The organism is Mycobacterium triplex (assembly GCF_000689255.1).
Taxonomy (GTDB): domain Bacteria; phylum Actinomycetota; class Actinomycetes; order Mycobacteriales; family Mycobacteriaceae; genus Mycobacterium; species Mycobacterium triplex.
In genome coordinates, this window is sequence record NZ_HG964446.1 from 40,184 (window position 1) to 57,147 (window position 16,964).

The 16,964-nt window shown below is 66.6% G+C and carries 21 protein-coding genes; 12 read left to right on the forward strand and 9 right to left on the reverse strand.

What is annotated here, in order from left to right; all coding sequences use genetic code 11:
* Positions 1-19 precede the first annotated feature (19 nt).
* Complete coding sequence (locus tag BN973_RS00195) at positions 20-322, reverse strand: DUF4193 domain-containing protein (RefSeq protein ID WP_036471866.1); 303 nt, start codon at positions 320-322, stop codon at positions 20-22.
* Between the two features lie 157 nt (positions 323-479).
* Positions 480-779 (reverse strand): hypothetical protein, encoded by a 300-nt coding sequence (locus BN973_RS00200; RefSeq protein WP_036465170.1) that lies wholly within the window; start codon positions 777-779, stop codon positions 480-482.
* Between the two features lie 142 nt (positions 780-921).
* On the opposite strand from BN973_RS00200, the gene BN973_RS00205 reads away from it, so the two are divergent.
* The gene (locus BN973_RS00205; protein ID WP_036465172.1) at positions 922-1,596 is read left to right on the forward strand and encodes an HAD family hydrolase; all 675 of its coding nucleotides are present in this window, start codon (positions 922-924) and stop codon (positions 1,594-1,596) included.
* A gap of 36 nt (positions 1,597-1,632) precedes the next feature.
* On the opposite strand, the gene BN973_RS00210 is transcribed toward BN973_RS00205, so the two are convergent.
* Positions 1,633-2,097 carry a DUF6328 family protein gene (locus tag BN973_RS00210; protein WP_036471867.1) on the reverse strand — a complete coding sequence of 155 codons (465 nt, stop codon included), beginning with the start codon at positions 2,095-2,097 and terminating at the stop codon, positions 1,633-1,635.
* A 19-nt stretch (positions 2,098-2,116) separates the two neighbouring features.
* Entirely contained in the window at positions 2,117-2,485 is a 369-nt protein-coding gene (locus BN973_RS00215) for an STAS domain-containing protein (protein WP_232232001.1), read from the reverse strand.
* Positions 2,486-2,644: 159 nt separating this feature from the next.
* Between BN973_RS00215 and BN973_RS00220 the strand changes: the two genes are divergently transcribed.
* The 6 genes from BN973_RS00220 (at position 2,645) to BN973_RS00245 (ending at position 8,272) form a co-directional block, all read left to right on the forward strand.
* Positions 2,645-3,526 (forward strand): STAS domain-containing protein, encoded by an 882-nt coding sequence (locus BN973_RS00220; protein WP_036465176.1) that lies wholly within the window; start codon positions 2,645-2,647, stop codon positions 3,524-3,526.
* A gap of 22 nt (positions 3,527-3,548) precedes the next feature.
* The gene (locus BN973_RS00225; RefSeq protein ID WP_036465177.1) at positions 3,549-3,938 is read left to right on the forward strand and encodes an STAS domain-containing protein; all 390 of its coding nucleotides are present in this window, start codon (positions 3,549-3,551) and stop codon (positions 3,936-3,938) included.
* The gene (locus BN973_RS00230; RefSeq protein WP_036465179.1) at positions 3,928-4,338 is read left to right on the forward strand and encodes an anti-sigma regulatory factor; all 411 of its coding nucleotides are present in this window, start codon (positions 3,928-3,930) and stop codon (positions 4,336-4,338) included. Before BN973_RS00225 ends, BN973_RS00230 begins: the two co-directional genes overlap by 11 nt.
* Positions 4,331-4,954: a SpoIIE family protein phosphatase gene (locus BN973_RS00235; protein WP_036465181.1), complete on the forward strand. Its 624-nt coding sequence runs from the start codon at positions 4,331-4,333 to the stop codon at positions 4,952-4,954. Before BN973_RS00230 ends, BN973_RS00235 begins: the two co-directional genes overlap by 8 nt.
* Positions 4,951-7,188: a SpoIIE family protein phosphatase gene (locus BN973_RS00240; protein WP_036465183.1), complete on the forward strand. Its 2,238-nt coding sequence runs from the start codon at positions 4,951-4,953 to the stop codon at positions 7,186-7,188. Before BN973_RS00235 ends, BN973_RS00240 begins: the two co-directional genes overlap by 4 nt.
* Before the next feature lie 64 nt (positions 7,189-7,252).
* Positions 7,253-8,272 carry an iron-containing redox enzyme family protein gene (locus BN973_RS00245; RefSeq protein ID WP_036465184.1) on the forward strand — a complete coding sequence of 340 codons (1,020 nt, stop codon included), beginning with the start codon at positions 7,253-7,255 and terminating at the stop codon, positions 8,270-8,272.
* Positions 8,273-8,274: 2 nt separating this feature from the next.
* On the opposite strand, the gene BN973_RS30210 is transcribed toward BN973_RS00245, so the two are convergent.
* The 5 genes from BN973_RS30210 to BN973_RS00265 form a co-directional block, all read right to left on the reverse strand.
* Positions 8,275-8,484 carry a CDGSH iron-sulfur domain-containing protein gene (locus tag BN973_RS30210; RefSeq protein WP_084163241.1) on the reverse strand — a complete coding sequence of 70 codons (210 nt, stop codon included), beginning with the start codon at positions 8,482-8,484 and terminating at the stop codon, positions 8,275-8,277.
* Positions 8,481-9,173 carry a HemK2/MTQ2 family protein methyltransferase gene (locus BN973_RS00250; protein ID WP_036471868.1) on the reverse strand — a complete coding sequence of 231 codons (693 nt, stop codon included), beginning with the start codon at positions 9,171-9,173 and terminating at the stop codon, positions 8,481-8,483. The genes BN973_RS30210 and BN973_RS00250 overlap by 4 nt, the downstream gene beginning before the upstream one ends.
* 97 nt (positions 9,174-9,270) lie before the next feature.
* Positions 9,271-9,825: a type 1 glutamine amidotransferase domain-containing protein gene (locus BN973_RS00255; protein WP_036471869.1), complete on the reverse strand. Its 555-nt coding sequence runs from the start codon at positions 9,823-9,825 to the stop codon at positions 9,271-9,273.
* An 80-nt stretch (positions 9,826-9,905) separates the two neighbouring features.
* A complete protein-coding gene (locus tag BN973_RS00260) occupies positions 9,906-10,892 on the reverse strand; it encodes an LLM class F420-dependent oxidoreductase (RefSeq protein WP_036465185.1) in 987 nt (328 codons plus the stop codon).
* Between the two features lie 40 nt (positions 10,893-10,932).
* Positions 10,933-11,397, reverse strand: coding sequence for a GatB/YqeY domain-containing protein (locus tag BN973_RS00265; RefSeq protein ID WP_036465186.1), 465 nt, complete (start codon positions 11,395-11,397; stop codon positions 10,933-10,935).
* 65 nt (positions 11,398-11,462) lie between these two features.
* Between BN973_RS00265 and BN973_RS00270 the strand changes: the two genes are divergently transcribed.
* The 5 genes from BN973_RS00270 to BN973_RS00290 are packed head-to-tail and all read left to right on the forward strand — an operon-like array spanning position 11,463 to position 16,961.
* Entirely contained in the window at positions 11,463-12,860 is a 1,398-nt protein-coding gene (locus BN973_RS00270; RefSeq protein ID WP_198048966.1) for a hypothetical protein, read from the forward strand.
* Positions 12,861-12,872: 12 nt separating this feature from the next.
* Entirely contained in the window at positions 12,873-13,526 is a 654-nt protein-coding gene (locus BN973_RS00275) for a DUF4129 domain-containing protein (RefSeq protein WP_036465188.1), read from the forward strand.
* Positions 13,526-14,665, forward strand: coding sequence for a DUF4350 domain-containing protein (locus BN973_RS00280; protein WP_036471870.1), 1,140 nt, complete (start codon positions 13,526-13,528; stop codon positions 14,663-14,665). The genes BN973_RS00275 and BN973_RS00280 overlap by 1 nt, the downstream gene beginning before the upstream one ends.
* Entirely contained in the window at positions 14,662-15,639 is a 978-nt protein-coding gene (locus BN973_RS00285; protein WP_036465189.1) for an AAA family ATPase, read from the forward strand. Before BN973_RS00280 ends, BN973_RS00285 begins: the two co-directional genes overlap by 4 nt.
* Positions 15,639-16,961, forward strand: a complete 1,323-nt coding sequence (locus BN973_RS00290; RefSeq protein WP_036465190.1) for a DUF58 domain-containing protein — start codon at positions 15,639-15,641, stop codon at positions 16,959-16,961. The genes BN973_RS00285 and BN973_RS00290 overlap by 1 nt, the downstream gene beginning before the upstream one ends.
* Positions 16,962-16,964 lie beyond the last annotated feature (3 nt).

The window sequence follows — 16,964 nt, forward strand, 5'->3', positions numbered from 1 at the left end:
GATTGTATTTCCCGCCGCGCTACGCACAATCGGTGCAAATTGGACGCCCCGAGCTGGACAGCACCATTCGGTGTCGGTGCTGAACCAGGAAGCAACTCGAGCAGGTGAACTCGTCGGACTGTTGCGGGATCACCGTCACGGCCAATTCCTCTCCGGACAGGTCCGCGCCGGGCAGCTCGAAGAAGTGCACGTCGTTGGGGTCCTCGTCGACGACGGCCGTGGACGCCCCCGGCAAACTCGGGTCCAGCTCGCGCAACTCGGCCGGGTCCTGGCTTTCGCCGTCGGACATGCGACGTGCGTCGTAATCGCTTGCGGTCTTCATGGGCATACCTTCCTGCAGAAGTGGCGGGATGACGCACGTCCGATGTACTCCCCCGTGGCACAGGCGGTACCCCGTTCTGCGACGCCCCACACCGTGTCAAACCTAAGAAAATTGCACGTACGACAATTCGGTGTCTGCAGCGGCCGAGCGAACACGATCAGCTGCTCGGCGGCGGCGCTGGAGCCTTCGAGCCCATCGCTACGAGCTGCAGTTCCGCCTGACGGACCCGGCGATGCGCGAAGTTCAGCCAGCCCAGGCCCGCAACGCCGGAGCCGGCTGCAAGAATCGCCGCGACCAAGCCGATGCGTACGTCGCCCGCGGCCAACTCGTACACGCCGACGCCGAGTGCAACAACCCCGACCACGACCGCGATCAAGCCGGGGATATTCGCGGTGTTTTTCAGCGTTTCGCCAGCGTGCTGACGCGTGGTGCGGGCATGGTCAACCGGGTAATTCATCTCGACTCCTCACGAAACGTGTTGAGTATTAAAACTATTCACGGCGCCAGGGTGCCCCTGGTTCAAAGCCGGGCAAACCGGCAGCACACGGGTAACCGCCCGACGCCGTGTCAGGCGGCCGGCGGACGGGTATGCCGCAGCGATGAATGCTCCCGCTGTCCTGTTCGACGTGGACGGAACCCTGGTCGATTCGAACTATCTGCACGTGTATGCGTGGCAACGAGCCTTTGACGCCGAAGACATCGCGGTCGCGGCATGGAAGATCCATCGCTGCATCGGTATGGACGGCTCAAAATTGGTGCGCACCCTTTCCGGCGACGCCCCTGAGGAGTTCCGGGACCGGCTCAGCGATGCGCACAGCCGCTACTACCGGGAGACCTCGCCCCTGCTGGCGCCGCTACCGGGTGCCCGGGAGTTGCTGCACCGCGTCGCCGATCTGGGCCTGCAGGTAGTCCTGGCCAGTTCGGCGCCCGAGGACGAACTCGAGATGCTGCGTAAGGTGCTCGAGTGTGACGACGTGATCGCGGCAACGACGTCGTCGCGCGACGTCGACACCGCCAAACCCGAGCCGGGCATCGTGCAAGTAGCACTGGATCGAGCGGGGGTGACGTCGGGGGACGCGGTATTCGTCGGCGACAGCGTCTGGGATGCCCACGCCGCCAAGGCTGCTGAAGTGCCATGCATCGGGGTGTGCAGCGGCGGCATCGCCGATGCCGAACTGCAAGCGGCCGGCGCGTCTCCGATCTTCGCCGACCCGCAGGGCCTGCTCGATCAGCTGGAGTCCACCCGCATCGGCACGCTGGCGCCCGGTCGCTGACTAATCGCCGTGGGTGCGCAGCGAAAGCGGCAGCAGCTACCAAAAGCAGGTGAACAGCGCGAGCGCACAGGCTCCCGCGATCAGCCCCGCCGTGGTCCCGGCCACCGCGACGAAGACGATGACCGTCACCCCGGTCAGCGCCAGCCCGAGCAGCGCCAGCCCCGCATAGGCACACCGGTGTGCGGCCGACACCAGTACCTGCAGGCGATGTCGCCGGAACAGCAGGCGATGAATGCCGACGGGAGTGATCAGCAGCACCGTTGCGCCCACCGAACAGCCCACCGTCGCCAGAAACACCGCCCGCATCTCGCTACTGAGAACGTCGAAGCGTTGTTGGAACGGCAGCGTCAGCAGGAAACCGGTCAGCAGTTGGACGCCGGTCTGCACCACGCGCAGTTCCTGCAACAGGCTGTTCCAGTTGCGGTCCAGCCGCTCGGTTTCGCTCTCGCCGCGCGTATCGCGGTCCCATCGCTGGTCGTCTTCCGGGTGGTCGACATCCATGTGCGGCGATCGCGCGACGTCAGCTGTTGAGCTTGCCGTCTCGCACGGCGGTCAACGCGTCATCCAGCGTCGGGTACAGCGGGAACGTCTTGTCCAGACCGGTCAGGTGAATCGGGCGTCTGGTCGCCGGACCCCGCGCGACCACGCCGAACTCCGCGGTCTTGCCGAGTTTCTCGTACGTCGCCGCCAGGATCTTCAGCCCGACCGAGCCGAGGAACTCCACCGCGGACAGGTCGATGACTAGCGCCGTCGGCCCTTCCGCAACGACTGCACCAATGGCTTGCTCCAGGGCCGGAGCGGTGACCAAATCGATTTCACCGCTGACACTGACCACGGAGACCCCATCGTGGTCCGCAACCAACGTGGTAATCGAATCAGGAGCTGACAATGGCGATCCTTCGTCCGGGTCTTAAGTGTGGTGCAAGCCTAACCTGCCTTGCGAACTGCGAGAAGAAGAAGACCTCAATACCTGCCCCGCGTCCAATCACGCTAGTCTCCCCATAGACCCTGCGCACTGCGGAGCGCGACTCGGCACCCGGGAGGCCAGATGTCAGATTCCAGCAGCACCGGCACCACGGCAAGCATCTCGAGCGAAGGTCTGCTTCCGCAGTTGGTGCAGCATCTCCGGCAGAATCGCACCAACCTGCGCGAGGAATGGGCCCGCCGCATCACCGAGGCGGAGCTGCTGACCGCGATGACGCCCGAGGAGATTTTCTCCGAGGCGACCGCGGTGTACGACAACTACGTCGAGGTGCTCGAGACCGGTAGCGTCGAGGCGCTGCAGGACTACGCTCGCGACCTGTCCGAACGCATCATCCCGCGGGGTGTGGAAACCGATGAGGTGCTCGGCATCGTGCTGCTGCTGCGTGACGTGCTGGCGCGCTCGCTGTTCGAGAAGTACCAAACCGAGTTCGACATGCTGAACCGGGTGCTGGACGCCTACGAGCCCGCGGCCAACCGCATCGCCAACACCGTGGGCGTGAGCTTCGTGCAGGAACGCGAACGCATCATTCGCCAGCAGCAGGAGGCTATTCGCGAGCTGTCCACGCCGGTGCTGCAGGTGCGCGAGCAGCTGCTGATTCTGCCGATCATCGGTGTGCTGGACAGCCAGCGCGCCCGGCAGGTCACCGAGCAGCTGCTGAGAGCCATCCGCGCCAACCGCGCGAAAGTCGTCGTCATCGACATCACCGGTGTACCGACCATCGACTCCACCGTGGCCAACCACCTGGTGCAGACGGTCGATGCGTCCGGCCTGATGGGTGCGAGCGTGATCATCACCGGCCTGTCCTCGGAGATCGCCCTGACGCTGGTGACGATCGGACTGGATCTGTCGAAGATGAACGCCGTCGGTGACCTGCAGGGTGGTATCGAAGAAGCCGAGCGGCTGCTCGGCTACGAAGTCACGCGTACCGGCGAGCTGACCGGGTGAGCGCAACGAGCACGGGCGCCGTATGCCAGTACCCATTCTGAAACAGGGATCGATTCTTATCGCTTCGGTGCAGGCCGCACTCACCGACTCGGACGCCGAACGGCTGCGCTACGACCTGATGGAGCGGGTCAGCCAATTCCGCGCGCAGGGCATCATCGTGGATGTCACTGCCATCGACGTGATGGATTCGTTCGCGGCCCGGTCGCTGCGCACGATCGCACACATGACACGGCTGCGCGGCGCCGACACCGTGATCGTGGGGCTGCAGCCGGAAGTGGCCTTTGCGATGGTTCAACTGGGTCTCGCGTTCGACGACATGAACACCGCGTTGGATCTTGAGGAGGGCCTTGCGCTCCTGAATCGCCAACGGGGAGTGGGGAAACCGATGATCGGGCGCGACGGTGGCGGCTGACGTTGTCGTCGACATCAATAATTCCGACGACATCGTCGAAGCCCGCAAGGCCGGACATCAGCTCGCACTCGACCTCGGGTTTTCGCTGACCGACGTAACGATGATCTCCACGGCCATCTCCGAGATCGCCAGAAACATCACCAGCTACGCGGGCCGCGGCACGGTACGGGTCATGGTCGCGGACCGCGAGAACCGTCAGGCGCTGGTCGTCCGCGCCGAGGACGACGGTCCGGGCATCGCCGACATCGAGCGCGCGATGGAGGACGGGTACTCCACCGGTCGCGGGCTGGGTATGGGCCTGCCCGGGGCACGCCGTTTGATGGACCGGCTGATCGTGGAATCCGCACTCGGCAAGGGAACGGTCATCGAGATGTGGAAATGGGTACCGGGGCGTGCGTGAAAACGGTCGACTAGGGCCGATCGAGTGGGCGAACGCGGGGCGCCCACTGCCCGGCGAGAACACCAGCGGCGATCGAAAGATCGCGGTCGCGCTGGACGACGCCGCCGTGTTCGGGGTGATCGACGGCCTCGGTCACGGTCCTGCCGCCGCGAGCGCCGCGATGCGGGCCGTCGATGCGGTCCAGCGGGCCTCCGGCGAACGGCTCGAAGTCTTGATCCAGCTGTGCCACCGAGTGTTGGCCGGGACCAGAGGCGTCGCGATGACCTTGGCGCGGGTGGATTTCGAGGCCAGAACACTCACCTGGACCGGGGTGGGAAACGTCAGAGCCAACCTCGTGTCCAAGGACGCGACCGGTGTCCGCATCCGATCCAGTGCGCGACTCGCCGCCGGCATCGTCGGCTATCGCATCCCGGAAATCAGGCCTGCTCAGGTGGTTTCACTGCGGGTCGGCGACCTGATCGTGCTAGCCAGCGACGGCATCGCGGAGGATCATCTAGACCATATCGATTTCGCCGCTTCGGCCACGGTGATCGCCGACCACATTCTGACCAAACACGCGAAGGAAACCGACGACGCCATGGTGCTCACAGCGCGTCACCGCGGGGCCTCGACATGACCGACACAGACGACTTTCACGCCCAATATCTCGCCGCGCTGCGGACCTATCTGGAGGCGCGCGACGACAACATCCTGGCCGTCGGCCACGAGCTCGGCCGCCGCGCATTGCAGGAACAAATCAGCATGCTCGACATCATCGAGCAACACGTCCACATGGTCCTCAAGCTCTCCAAGGACATTCGGATCGACGCACCGGTCGCACTGGAATTCCTGCTGCAGACGCTGGCCCCGCTCGACGTCGCGACCCGGGGGTTCCTCGACGGCACCAAGCGCTACGCCGAGCAGCGCGCTCGCGCCGACGATCTCGCCGACCGGGACAAATTCCGTACCGCCCTGGTGAATTCGTTGCAGGAGGGCTTCTTCGTCGCCGACCATGAAGGCTCGATCATCGAGATGAACAACGCGTTCATCGAGATCCTCGGCTATCCCGCCGAGGGCTTGCCCTACCGGTGGCCGCACCCGTGGCTGGTCGACAAGAAGACCGCGCGAGAACACCAATCCCGAGTCCGCAGTGAGGGCGGCACCCAGTACGAAACACCGATTCGGCATCGCGACGGCCACCTTGCCTGGGTGATGGTGAGCATCAATGCCGTCAGAGAATCCGACGCCACCCAAGCCGTCTACGTGGGCACGATTCGCGATGTCACCGCGGAACGGGCATTCGCGGCTCGCGAGAGTGCTGTCTTACGTCTGGCCACCGCCGTCGCGGTCGCCAAAAGTGTTGCCGAGCTGCTGGCGATCACCCTCGACGAATGCCGCACGGCGATCGGCGTACAGCGGGTAATCGCCGTGACCTGGCCGGGCGGCGACGGCGAACCGACCGTTCAGGTGGCGGGTGAACCCGCCGTGACAACCTGGCGCGGACTGGATCCCTGGCTGCGTGACACCTTTCAGGATGCCCGCCAGCAGCTGCCGCTGACGGCCAAAACCGTTGAGCGGCCGAACAAACCCGGCAAGGCGCAGGGGTTGGTCGCGGTGCTCTCGGGCACCGGAGACCTTGCCCTGTGGTTGGAACTCGGTGCGCCGCGCTGGCTCAGCGCGGAGGATCGGCTGCTGGTCACGGTGCTCATCGGTCACCTCAGTTTGGCCATGCAGCATGTGCGCCAGTTCGAAAGTGCGCGCGAGACATCGCTGACATTGCAGCGCGCGATGCTGCCGCCGATCGAGCCGCCGCCGGGGTTCGCGATGCGCTACGAACCCGCCGTCCCGCCGTTGGAGATCGGCGGCGACTGGTACGACGTACTGCGGATCGGTGATCACCGCATCGGCATCGTCGTCGGCGACTGTGTGGGGCGGGGCCTGCCTGCCGCGGCGATCATGGGTCAGTTGCGCAGCTCGGCGCGCGCGCTGCTGATCAACGGCACCCGGCCCGCACTGTTGCTCGAGCAACTCGACCTGGCGGCGTCGCTCATCCCGAATGCTTACTGCACCACCGTTTTTCTGGCGATCCTGGACACCGAATCCGGAATCTTGGAGTACAGCAATGCCGGTCATATGCCCGCGGTACTCGCCGGTCCGTCGGGCACCACCGTGCTCAGCGATGCGCGGTCGGTGCCACTCGCGGTCCTGCGCGACGTGCCCCGCCCGCAAGTCTCCCGCCGGCTGCCGTCCGGCTCCACACTGATGGTGTTCACCGACGGATTGGTCGAACGCAAACACGAGTCGCTCGACGACGGAATATCCCGGGCCGCAGATGTTTTGGTAGAGACGAGGACGTTGCCACTGGACGCTGTCGCGGATGTGGTACTTCGTGAGCTGGCCCCGACGGCGGGATACGACGATGACGTGGCCATGGTGATCTACCGGCACCAGCAGGTGCCGTTGCGGGTCGAAACACATGCAGTCGCAGACGAATTGGCCAGCATTCGGCATCGGCTGGCCGACTGGCTGCGGGCCGCGGACGTCCCGGGCGAACTCATCGACGACATCGTGCTGGTCGTCAACGAAGGGTGCACCAACTGCGTCGAACACGCCTATCGTGGGCACGGCCTCGGGACAACCCTGCTCGAGGTCAAAACCGTTGACGGCGAAGTCCGCGCGCGCATCACCGACCGCGGCTCCTGGAAACCGCCGGCCATCAACCCGGGCAACAGCGGACGTGGCCTGATCCTGATGCGCGCGATCAGCGACGCGATGGAAATCGACAGCAGCCCAACCGGAACCGTCGTGGACATCACCTTCCGGCTACCGGCCGCACCCGCAGGCGCCGATGACTGGTCCGGTGGCCGCTAGAAAGCGCCGAGCCGATGCGGCTGAAACCGTTTGCGGTGCGCCCCTTCGTGGTATCTACAACGACGTGACTCGAGCGTCGATCAGCGTTGAACCCGCCCTGCCGGCAGCACATGGACCGTTGTCGACGGCGGTGCGTCGCGCGTTGGCGGGGCCGCCTTCCGGGGACCACCTGGCGCGTGTCGGCGCATCCGTGGGCGATTCGGACCCCTACGGCCTCGACCTGCAACTGGCTCTGTGCATGTGCTACGAGCTGCACTACCGGGGCTTTGCGGGCGTGGATCCCACCTGGGAGTGGAACCCCGACCTGCTGCGGCTGCGCGCCGAACTCGAGCGTGCCTTTTTGGCGGGTGTGCGCCGCGATGTCGGCCGAATCGAGCCGAACCGCACCGCGGCCGCGGAGATGGACGCGATTTCTGTCGAACCCATCGATGGCACCGGGCCGTCGTACTACCTGCGCGATACCGGAACCTGGGAGCAGATGCGCGAATACTTCGTGCATCGATCGATGTACCACCTCAAGGAGGGCGACCCGCATGCCTGGGCCATCCCCCGGCTGACCGGCGGCGCCAAAGCGGCCTTCGTGGCGGTCGAGTTCGACGAGTACGGCGCCGGGCAGGGGCACCGACTACACCAACAGCTGTTCGCGGATCTGTTGACGGCAGCCGATCTGGACTCGACCTATCTGGGCTACCTCGACGAGGTGCCCGCCGAAGCGCTGGCGGTGGTCAACCTGATGTCGCTGTTCGGGCTGCACCGCCGGCTGCGTGGTGCGGCCATCGGGCACTTCACCGCCACGGAAATCACGTCATCGCCGGGCTCCCGGCGCATGGCGCAGGCGCTCGAGCGGATGGGCGCGCCCGCGGCGTGCGTCGAGTTCTACCGCGAACACGTCGAGGCCGACGCGGTCCACGAACAGGTGGTACGCCTCGACGTGGTCGGCGATCTGGTTGCCCGCGAACCGGAACTGAACCGCGACATCATTTTTGGGATGCGCGCCCTCACGGTTGTCGAGGATCGCCTGGCGGACCACATCATGACGGCCTGGAAGCAGGGCCGGACGTCGTTGCGGCGTCCGCTCAATTAGCCTCAATTAGGCGCTGGGCCAACGCCTTCGACGCGCCGGCAGCGCCGGTGACTGGTGTCGCACAGCGGGTATTCTCTGCTCCGGCCGCAGGTGCAGATGGCAACCATGAACCGGTCGGATTCCACCACCCGGCCGTCGTCGACCTCGATACGCACCGGGCCGGGTACCAGAACGGGGCCCTTGGGTACCACGCGCACCCGGGTTCGGGTCATCGCTTGTCCGCCCGGATCACCACCAGCTCCTCTACCCGGCAGCCGGGCTGCACCAGGCCGATCTCCTCCAGCCAGCTCGCCCGTTGGGTAAGCACCGGGCCGAATGGGATTCGTTCGGAGGCAACGATTTCGGCGTCCAACCCGGTGGATCGCAGGTAGTCCAGCGAACGATAGATACCGGCCAAGGCCGACTGCGCCAGCAGCATGGACCCGCCGTTGCACAACAGGTTTGACGCCGATGCGCAAAGCGGGTCCAGCACCCGCCGGCCGTCGGTGCCGGCATTCCACGCCCATGACGGGCCCACACCCGGCGATACCATGTCGATGTTGTCCTGCGGCGGGGTCGGCACGTAGGGCGGGTTGGCCACCACCACCTCGAACGGCGCGCAGCTCAGGGCGCCGATCCACGAGCCTTCCCGAACGTCGATGTCGACTCCCGCTACGATCGCGTTGCCCTGGGTGGAGTTCACCGCGTGCGGGCAAATATCGAATGCCGTCACACTGGCACAACCCATTTCGGCCGCGGCAATCGCCGCGAACCCGCTTCCGGTACACAGATCCAGGACCCGACGACCTGGGATCAATCCGCTGTATTGCATTGCGCGGACCAGTAATCGGGAATCCTCTTGAGGCTGGTACACAGTTGGCTCAGCTAAAACGTCGGCGGTAACGGGGTACGTGCTCGTCAACGGCGGGCCTTTCGGGTGGTCACCGTGGCGATCACGGCGTTTGTGGATAATGCCCACAAACTATTGCGTTGAAACGCCAACGTCACCCGGCGAAGGCTTAACTCGTTGTTGCGTGCGCGAATTGCTTGATGATCGTCGAGCAGAACGCCGGCAGGTCCGACGGCGAACGACTGGTGATCAAGTTACCGTCGACGACGACTTCCTCGTCGACGACGTTCGCGCCGGCATTGCGCAGGTCGGTTCGGATGCTCGGATAGGAGGTGAGTGTCCGCCCGGCCGCGACCCCGGCCTCGACCAGCGTCCACGGTCCGTGGCAGATCGCCGCGACCGGCTTTCCCGATCCGACGAAGTCGCGAACGAACGCGACCGCCGTCGCGTCGTTCCGGAGTTTGTCGGGGTTCACCGTGCCGCCCGGCAGTACCAGTCCGTCGAACTCCTCCACCGAGGCGTCCGACACCGCACGGTCGACGCTGAATCGTCCGGCGGGTTCGAGGTCGTGTTCGCGCGCCTGGATTTCGCCGGCCTTCAACGAGAGGACTTCGACGCGGGCGCCCGCTTGCTTGAGCACCACGCGCGGCTGCTCGAGTTCTACCTTTTCCACGCCGTCAGCCGCCAGGATGGCGATTGTCTTGCCTTGCAGTTCGTTTGCCATCGTGTTCTCCTTCACGATCTGGGCGGCTCCCTTGCGTGATGTCGCCCGAATACCCTTGCCGGAACTCATCAAACGCGTGTCTAAGACGATGCCGCCCGCAGTGCGGTCAGCAATGGTTCGGCCGCTTCTTTGAGGAACAGATCCTGTGTCTGCCCGCCGATCTGGATCAGCGCGATATCGGTGAAGCCGGCTTCCCAGTAGGGCCGCACGGCGTCCACGATCGCGTCCAGGTCCGGCCCGCACGGGATGGCATCGGCGACGTCTTCGGGACGCACGAATTGGGTGGCGCCGGCGAAACCGGCCGGCGTCGGCAGGTCGGCGTTGACCGCCCAGCCACCGCCGAACCACCGGAACTGGTCGTGCGCGCGTTCGATCGCGGCGTCCCGGTCGGGGTCCCAGCACACCGGTATCTGTCCGACCACTCGCCCGCCTCCGGCTCCGTAGGCGGCCTGCCGGGCGGCGTGCCAGGAGTCCACCAGGTCCTTGTCGGGCTGCACCGCGATCAGATGGTCGGCGAGTTTGGCGAATTTCTCGACACTCTTTGGGCCGCTGATGGCCACACCCAGGCCGACCGGTACGTCGGGAACATCCCATAATCGCGCGGAGGCCACCTCGAAGTAGTCGCCGCGCCAGTTCACCAGTCGGCCGCCGAACAACTCGCGAATGATTTTGATGGCTTCGCGCAGCATGTCCTGGCGGCGTTCGACGGTGGGCCAGCCCTTGCCGACGACGTGTTCGTTGAGGTTCTCTCCGCTGCCCAATCCGAGCGTAAACCGCCCGTCGGCGAGAATCTGCACGGTCGCGGCCTGCTGGGCGACGATCGCCGGGTGATACCGCATCGTCGGGCAGGTCACATAGGTGTAGAGGTCGACCCGCTCGGTCGCGTGCGCCACCGCACCCAGCACCGCCCAGGCGTTGGGCGCGTGCCCTTGCGACATCAGCCACGGGTTGAAGTGGTCGCTGCAGACCTCGAAGTCGAACCCGCACTGTTCAGCCGAAACTCCATACTCGACAAGCTCTTTGGGACCGTTCTGCTCGGTCATCAAGGTGTAGCCGAACTTGGTCATGCCAGACCGGGTACCCCCGGCCCGAGGACGCAAACGACGGCTAAAGCCGGTCTTTGACCGCCGCCGACAGTCGGGAGCCGTCGGCCTTTCCGGCCGCGATCGCGGTCGCCGCCTTCATGACCTGCCCCATCTGTTTCATGCTGGGGCGCTCGCCGATCGCCTCAGCAACCTGGGCGATGGCGGTGTCGACCACGTCGGCTAACTCGGCCTCGGTGAGCGGGGTGGGCAGATACTCGTCGATGATCCGCGCCTCGGCGTGCTCGTTGGCGGCAAGCTCACCACGGCCGTTCTGGGTGTAGATCTCCGCGGCCTCACCACGCTTGCGCGACTCCCGGGCGAATACCTTCAGGATTTCGTCATCGGAGAGTTCCCTGGCTTCCTTGCCGGAGACTTCCTCGGTTTGGATAGCGGCCAGCAACATGCGCAGGGTCGCGGTCCGCAACTTATCCTGGGTCTTCATCGCCCCGGTGAGGTCCGCCCGCAGCCGGGCTTTGAGTTCCGCCATGCTCAAAGACGCTACGCCCCGGACGGCGCGGAGACTGTGCAGGCCAGCGGGGACGGGACCCGAAACTGGACGAGATTGAGAAAAGCCCCGACCGTCGACAGGATGGAGCCCATGACGTACGACGACGGCTGCTGGACCCGGTGAGCGCGCAACCGCCTGGCTATCCGGTTGGCCCTCCACAGGGCGGGCCCCCGCCCGACGCCTATCCGCCGGCCTATGGCCCGCCGCCCGCCTACGCCGGTCCACCGCCCGGATATGGCCCCCCGCCTGGGTACGGCCCCCCGCCTGGGTACGGCCCGGCGCCCGGGTACGGCCCGCCACCCGGGTACGGCCCGGCGCCCGGGTACGGACCGCCACCCGGGTACGGACCGGCGCCCGGGTACGGACCGCCACCCGGGTACGGACCGCCACCCGGGTTCGGCGTGCCACCCGGCTACGGCCCAGCAGCCGGCCCGCGGTACGGGCCGCCCCAGCTGGCCCCGGGCGCGAGCAAACCAGGAATCATCCCGCTGCGGCCGTTGAGCCTCAGCGACATCTTCAACGGCGCGGTCGGCTATATCCGCACCAACCCGAAGGCCACGCTGGGGGTGACCGCGATAGTCGTCGTGGTCATGCAGATCGTTTCGTTGATCGCCACCGTCGGGCCGATCGCGGCGCTCGGCGGGCTCACCAGCGATCGATCCTCGGAAGTCATGAACTGGGGAGTGGTCGGCGCGTGGTTCGGATCGGTGGGTGTCGGCGCGCTGGTCACCTGGCTGGGCAGCATGCTGCTGTCCGGAATGCTCACCGTGATCGTCGGACGGGCGGTGTTCGGATCCCCGATCACGATCGGCGAAACCTGGGCCAAGATCCGCGGGCGGCTGCTGCCGTTGCTCGGGCTGGCACTGCTGGAAGCCGCCGTCGTGGCCGTGCTGTTCGGGCTGGCCGCGGTCGTCATCGCGCTGATCGCGGCCATCGGCAACGGGGCCGCGGCGGTGCTGATTGGTGTCCCGCTCTTCTTCGCTTTGAGCGCGTTGCTGGTGTACCTGTACATGGTCGTGCTGTTTGCACCCGTGCTGATCGTGCTGGAGCGACTGCCGGTCTTCGACGCGATCACCAGATCCTTTGCGCTGCTTCGTAATGGCTTCTGGCGGGTGCTGGGCATCCGGGTGCTGACGTTCATCGTCGCGGGTGTGGTCTCCGGCGCGATCAGCGCACCGTTCAGCATCGTCGGCCAGGTGATGCTGGCCGGCATGCCGTCCACCGGAATGCTGCTAGTAGGCACGGTGATCACGTCCGTCGGATCCGCGATCGGCCAGATCATCACGGCACCGTTCAACGCGGGCGTCATCGTGCTGCTCTACACCGACCGCCGAATCCGTGCCGAGGCATTCGATCTGGTGCTGCAATCCGGTGCGGCGAGCGGACCGTACGCGGCCGCCTCGACCGACAACCTTTGGCTGACCCGGCCATTGGCGGGCTGAGCGGGGACGACAGTGCCTTCCATCGACATCGACCGCGATGCCGCGCATCAGGCCGCAACCGACGAGCTCAGCAAGCCGATCTATACCAAGGCCTCCGCGACACAACAGCTGCTCGATTGGGTCAACGAGCTGCTGTACCGGCTGCTGCAGCAGACCGCGTCGCTACCGGGTGGCTGGTTGACCACGGCGGTGCTGCTCACCCTGCTGGTCGTCGCCGTGATCGTCGCCATCCACATCGCGCGGCGAACCATGCGCAGCAGGCGCAGTGGCGACTATCAATTGTTCGAAGCCGCCCAGCTCACCGCGGCCCAACACCGTGAGACCGCCCAACGCTATGCAGCTGAAGGGAATTGGACCGCGGCGATTCGGCACCGGCTGCGCGCCATCGCCCGCCAGCTCGAAGAGACCGGTGTGCTGAACCCGGCGCCCGGCCGCACCGCCAACGAGCTGGCCCGAGACGCCGGCGAGGTGTTGCCCCATCTGAGCGACGAATTGTCCAAGGCGGCAACGGCGTTCAACGATGTCACCTATGGCGAGGTACCCGGGACCCAGTCCGCCTATCAGATGATCGCCGACCTGGACGATCATTTGCGGATGCGGGCACCGGCCGGGGCCTCGGTGCCCGGGCACTCCACCCCGGTCGAATCATGGGCGCAGGTGCGGTGATGGCCACCACCGCATCCCAGCGCGCCGTCGCGACCACCGGAAGATGGCGATCGTGGCGCGCGATAGTGCTCACCCTGGTCGCGCTCGCGCTCGTCGCCTGGGTCGGCGCCTACCTGACCGCGCCGCGACCCGGCGCCCGCATGGACGCGGAGTCCACCGGAACCGACGGCGCTCACGCGCTGGTGACCCTGCTGCGCGACGGCGGGGTCGACGTTGTCGTGGCCGACAGTCTCGCCGACGTCGAACATGCGGCTCGCCCCGACACGCTGATCATGGTGGCGCAGAGCCAGTATCTGTCCGAGGACATGCTGGAGCGGCTGGACCAGGCGCCCGGCGATTTCCTGCTGATCGAACCGACCGCGCGCACCCGCGAGGCACTGCTGCCCGGCGTTCGCATCTCCGGCGCCAGTCCTTTTGACAGCGAACCGAATTGCACGCTGCGCGAAGCCACTCGAGCCGGATCGGTTCGATTCGGCCCGAGCGACACCTTCGACGTCAAAGACAGCCGGGTGATCACCCGCTGCTACGACGGGGTGCTGATCCGCTTCCGCGACCACGGGCGCACCATCACCGCGGTCGGCAGCAGTGACTTCATGACCAACGGCTCCCTGGCGCAGGCGGGCAATGCCGCGCTCGCGATGAATCTCGCGGGCGCCCGGCCCCGCCTGATCTGGTACGCGCCGCATCATGTCGAGGGTGAAAACACCACCGCCACATCGATTTTCGATCTGATTCCCGACAACGTGAACTGGATCGTCTGGCAACTGTGCATCGTGGTGCTGCTGGTTGCCCTGTGGAAGGCTCGCCGGCCCGGTCCGCTGGTGGCCGAGGATTTGCCCGTCGTGGTGCGCGCCTCGGAGACCGTCGAGGGCCGCGGCCGGCTGTACCGATCCCGCCGGGCACGCGATCGCGCCGCGGCCGCGCTGCGCACCGCGACACTGCAGCGGCTGCTGCCCCGGCTCGGCTTGGGCACCGGCGCGCAGCCGCAAGCGGTGGTGATGTCCGTGGCCCAACGCACGGGGGTCGACGCGGGATTCGTTTCCTACCACCTGTTCGGCCCACCGCCGGGAACCGACAACGACTTGCTCCAACTCGCTCGTGCGCTCGACGAAATCGAAAGGCAGGTCACCAACTCGTGACACAGTCTCCCACCACACAGCCCGCGCAAGCCGACTCCGCGCGAGATGCGCTGCTGGCGTTGCGCGGTGAACTCGCCAAAGCCGTCGTCGGACAGGAGGGGGTGATCAGCGGCCTGGTGATCGCGCTGTTGTGTCGCGGGCACGTGCTACTGGAAGGTGTTCCGGGAGTAGCGAAGACGCTGCTCGTCCGGGCATTGTCCGCGGCTTTGCAACTGGAATTCAAGCGGGTGCAGTTCACGCCGGACCTGATGCCCGGCGACGTCACCGGATCATTGGTGTACGACGCGCGCACCGCCGCGTTCGCGTTTCGGCCCGGCCCGGTATTCACCAATCTCCTACTGGCAGACGAGATCAACCGCACCCCACCCAAAACGCAGGCCGCGCTGCTCGAAGCCATGGAGGAGCGGCAGGTCAGCGTGGACGGCGAAACCCGGCCACTGCCGGATCCGTTCATCGTCGCCGCCACCCAGAACCCGATCGAATACGAGGGCACCTACCAGCTTCCCGAGGCCCAGCTCGACCGCTTCCTGCTCAAACTGAATGTGACGCTGCCGTCGCGCGATGCCGAGATCGCCATCCTCGGGCGGCACGCGCACGGCTTCGACCCCCGCGATCTCTCGGAGATCAAACCGGTGGCCGGACCCGCCGAGCTGGCGGCCGGTCGCCAAGCGGTGCAACAGGTTCTGATCGGCGACGAGGTACTGGGCTACATCGTCGACATCGTCGGTGCCACTCGTTCCTCCCCCGCTTTGCAGCTGGGCGTGTCCCCACGTGGCGCGACGGCCCTGCTGGGCACCGCGCGCTCGTGGGCGTGGCTGTCCGGTCGCAACTACGTCACTCCCGATGACGTGAAGGCGATGGCCCGCCCGACGCTGCGGCACCGGGTGATGCTCCGTCCGGAGGCCGAGCTCGAGGGCGCGACGCCCGACGGAGTGCTCGACGGCATCTTGGCGACGGTTCCGGTGCCGCGCTAGTGATCCTGACCGGGCGCGCCGGCCTGGTGGCGCTGATCTGCATCATTCCGATAGCGCTTTCTCCGTGGCCGGCAAGGGTTTTCGAGGCGCTGCTGGCGGCGCTGGCGTTAGTGGTGGTCATCGATATCGCGCTGGCGGCCAGTACCCGCAGACTGCGTTATGTCCGTTCGCCGGACAGCTCGGTGCGGCTCGGCCAACGGGTGGACATGCACCTGGCGATTCACAACGACGGCTCCCGCCGCTTCCGCGGCCAGATCCGCGATGCGTGGCCGCCGAGCGCACGCGCCGAACCGCGCATTCACGCCGTCAAGATCGACGCCGGGCAACAGCAGCATGTCCGGACTCACCTGCGACCGGTCCGTCGTGGCGACCAGCGTGCGGCGGTGGTCACCGCGCGATCGATCGGGCCGCTGGGGTTGGCGGGGCGGCAGAGTTCGCAGCCGGTGCCCGGCGAGGTCCGGGTGCTGCCGCCGTTCCTGTCGCGCAAGCATCTGCCGTCACGGTTGGCCAAGTTGCGCGAGATCGACGGGCTGCTGCCGACGCTGATACGCGGCCAGGGAACTGAATTCGACTCGCTGCGTGAGTATGTCGTCGGCGACGACGTGCGTTCGATCGACTGGCGGGCGTCGGCGCGGCGCGCCGACGTCATGGTCCGCACCTGGCGGCCCGAGCGCGACCGGCGGGTGGTGATCGTGCTCGACACCGGGCGCATGGCGGCGGGCCGCGTCGGCGTCGACCCGACCTCGGCAGACCCGGCGGGCTGGCCGCGGTTGGACTGGTCGATGGATGCCGCACTACTGCTGGCCGCGCTCGCGTCGCGGGCCGGCGACCACGTCGACTTCCTCGCCCACGACCGGGTGAGCCGGGCCGGCGTGTTCGGCGCGTCGCGCACCGAACTGCTCGCTCAGTTGGTGGACGCGATGGCCCCGCTGCAACCGACACTTGTCGAGTCCGATTGGCGCGCAATGGTTGCCGCGATCGCGCGGCGAACCCGCCGGCGATCCCTGGTGGTGCTGCTGACCGACCTCAACGCCACCGCGCTCGACGAGGGTCTGCTGCCGGTGCTACCGCAGCTGTCGTCCAAACACCATTTGTTGGTCGCGGCGGTCGCCGACCCGCGCGTCGACCAAATGGCGGCCGGGCGTGCGGATGCGGCGGCGGTGTACGACGCCGCGGCGGCGGAGCGATCCCGCAACGACCGCCGCGCGATCGCGACGCGACTGCGTCAAAGCGGGGTGGAAGTCGTCGACGCCGCACCCGACGATTTGGCGCCCGCGCTGGCCGACCGGTATCTGGCGATGAAAGCGACTGGGCGGCTGTAGTTC

Excerpts from the sequence above, each read along its gene's own strand:
- BN973_RS00225 (WP_036465177.1), top strand. The coding sequence starts at position 3,549 with ATGCCAGTACCCATTCTGAAACAGGGATCGATTCTTATCGCTTCGGTG.
- BN973_RS00255 (WP_036471869.1), bottom strand. The coding sequence starts at position 9,825 with ATGGCAAACGAACTGCAAGGCAAGACAATCGCCATCCTGGCGGCTGAC.
- BN973_RS00220 (WP_036465176.1), top strand. The coding sequence starts at position 2,645 with ATGTCAGATTCCAGCAGCACCGGCACCACGGCAAGCATCTCGAGCGAA.
- BN973_RS00200 (WP_036465170.1), bottom strand. The coding sequence starts at position 779 with ATGAATTACCCGGTTGACCATGCCCGCACCACGCGTCAGCACGCTGGC.
- BN973_RS00280 (WP_036471870.1), top strand. The coding sequence starts at position 13,526 with ATGGCCACCACCGCATCCCAGCGCGCCGTCGCGACCACCGGAAGATGG.
- BN973_RS00240 (WP_036465183.1), top strand. The coding sequence starts at position 4,951 with ATGACCGACACAGACGACTTTCACGCCCAATATCTCGCCGCGCTGCGG.
- BN973_RS30210 (WP_084163241.1), bottom strand. The coding sequence starts at position 8,484 with ATGACCCGAACCCGGGTGCGCGTGGTACCCAAGGGCCCCGTTCTGGTA.
- BN973_RS00195 (WP_036471866.1), bottom strand. The coding sequence starts at position 322 with ATGAAGACCGCAAGCGATTACGACGCACGTCGCATGTCCGACGGCGAA.
- BN973_RS00210 (WP_036471867.1), bottom strand. The coding sequence starts at position 2,097 with ATGGATGTCGACCACCCGGAAGACGACCAGCGATGGGACCGCGATACG.
- BN973_RS00265 (WP_036465186.1), bottom strand. The coding sequence starts at position 11,397 with ATGGCGGAACTCAAAGCCCGGCTGCGGGCGGACCTCACCGGGGCGATG.
- BN973_RS00205 (WP_036465172.1), top strand. The coding sequence starts at position 922 with ATGAATGCTCCCGCTGTCCTGTTCGACGTGGACGGAACCCTGGTCGAT.
- BN973_RS00260 (WP_036465185.1), bottom strand. The coding sequence starts at position 10,892 with ATGACCAAGTTCGGCTACACCTTGATGACCGAGCAGAACGGTCCCAAA.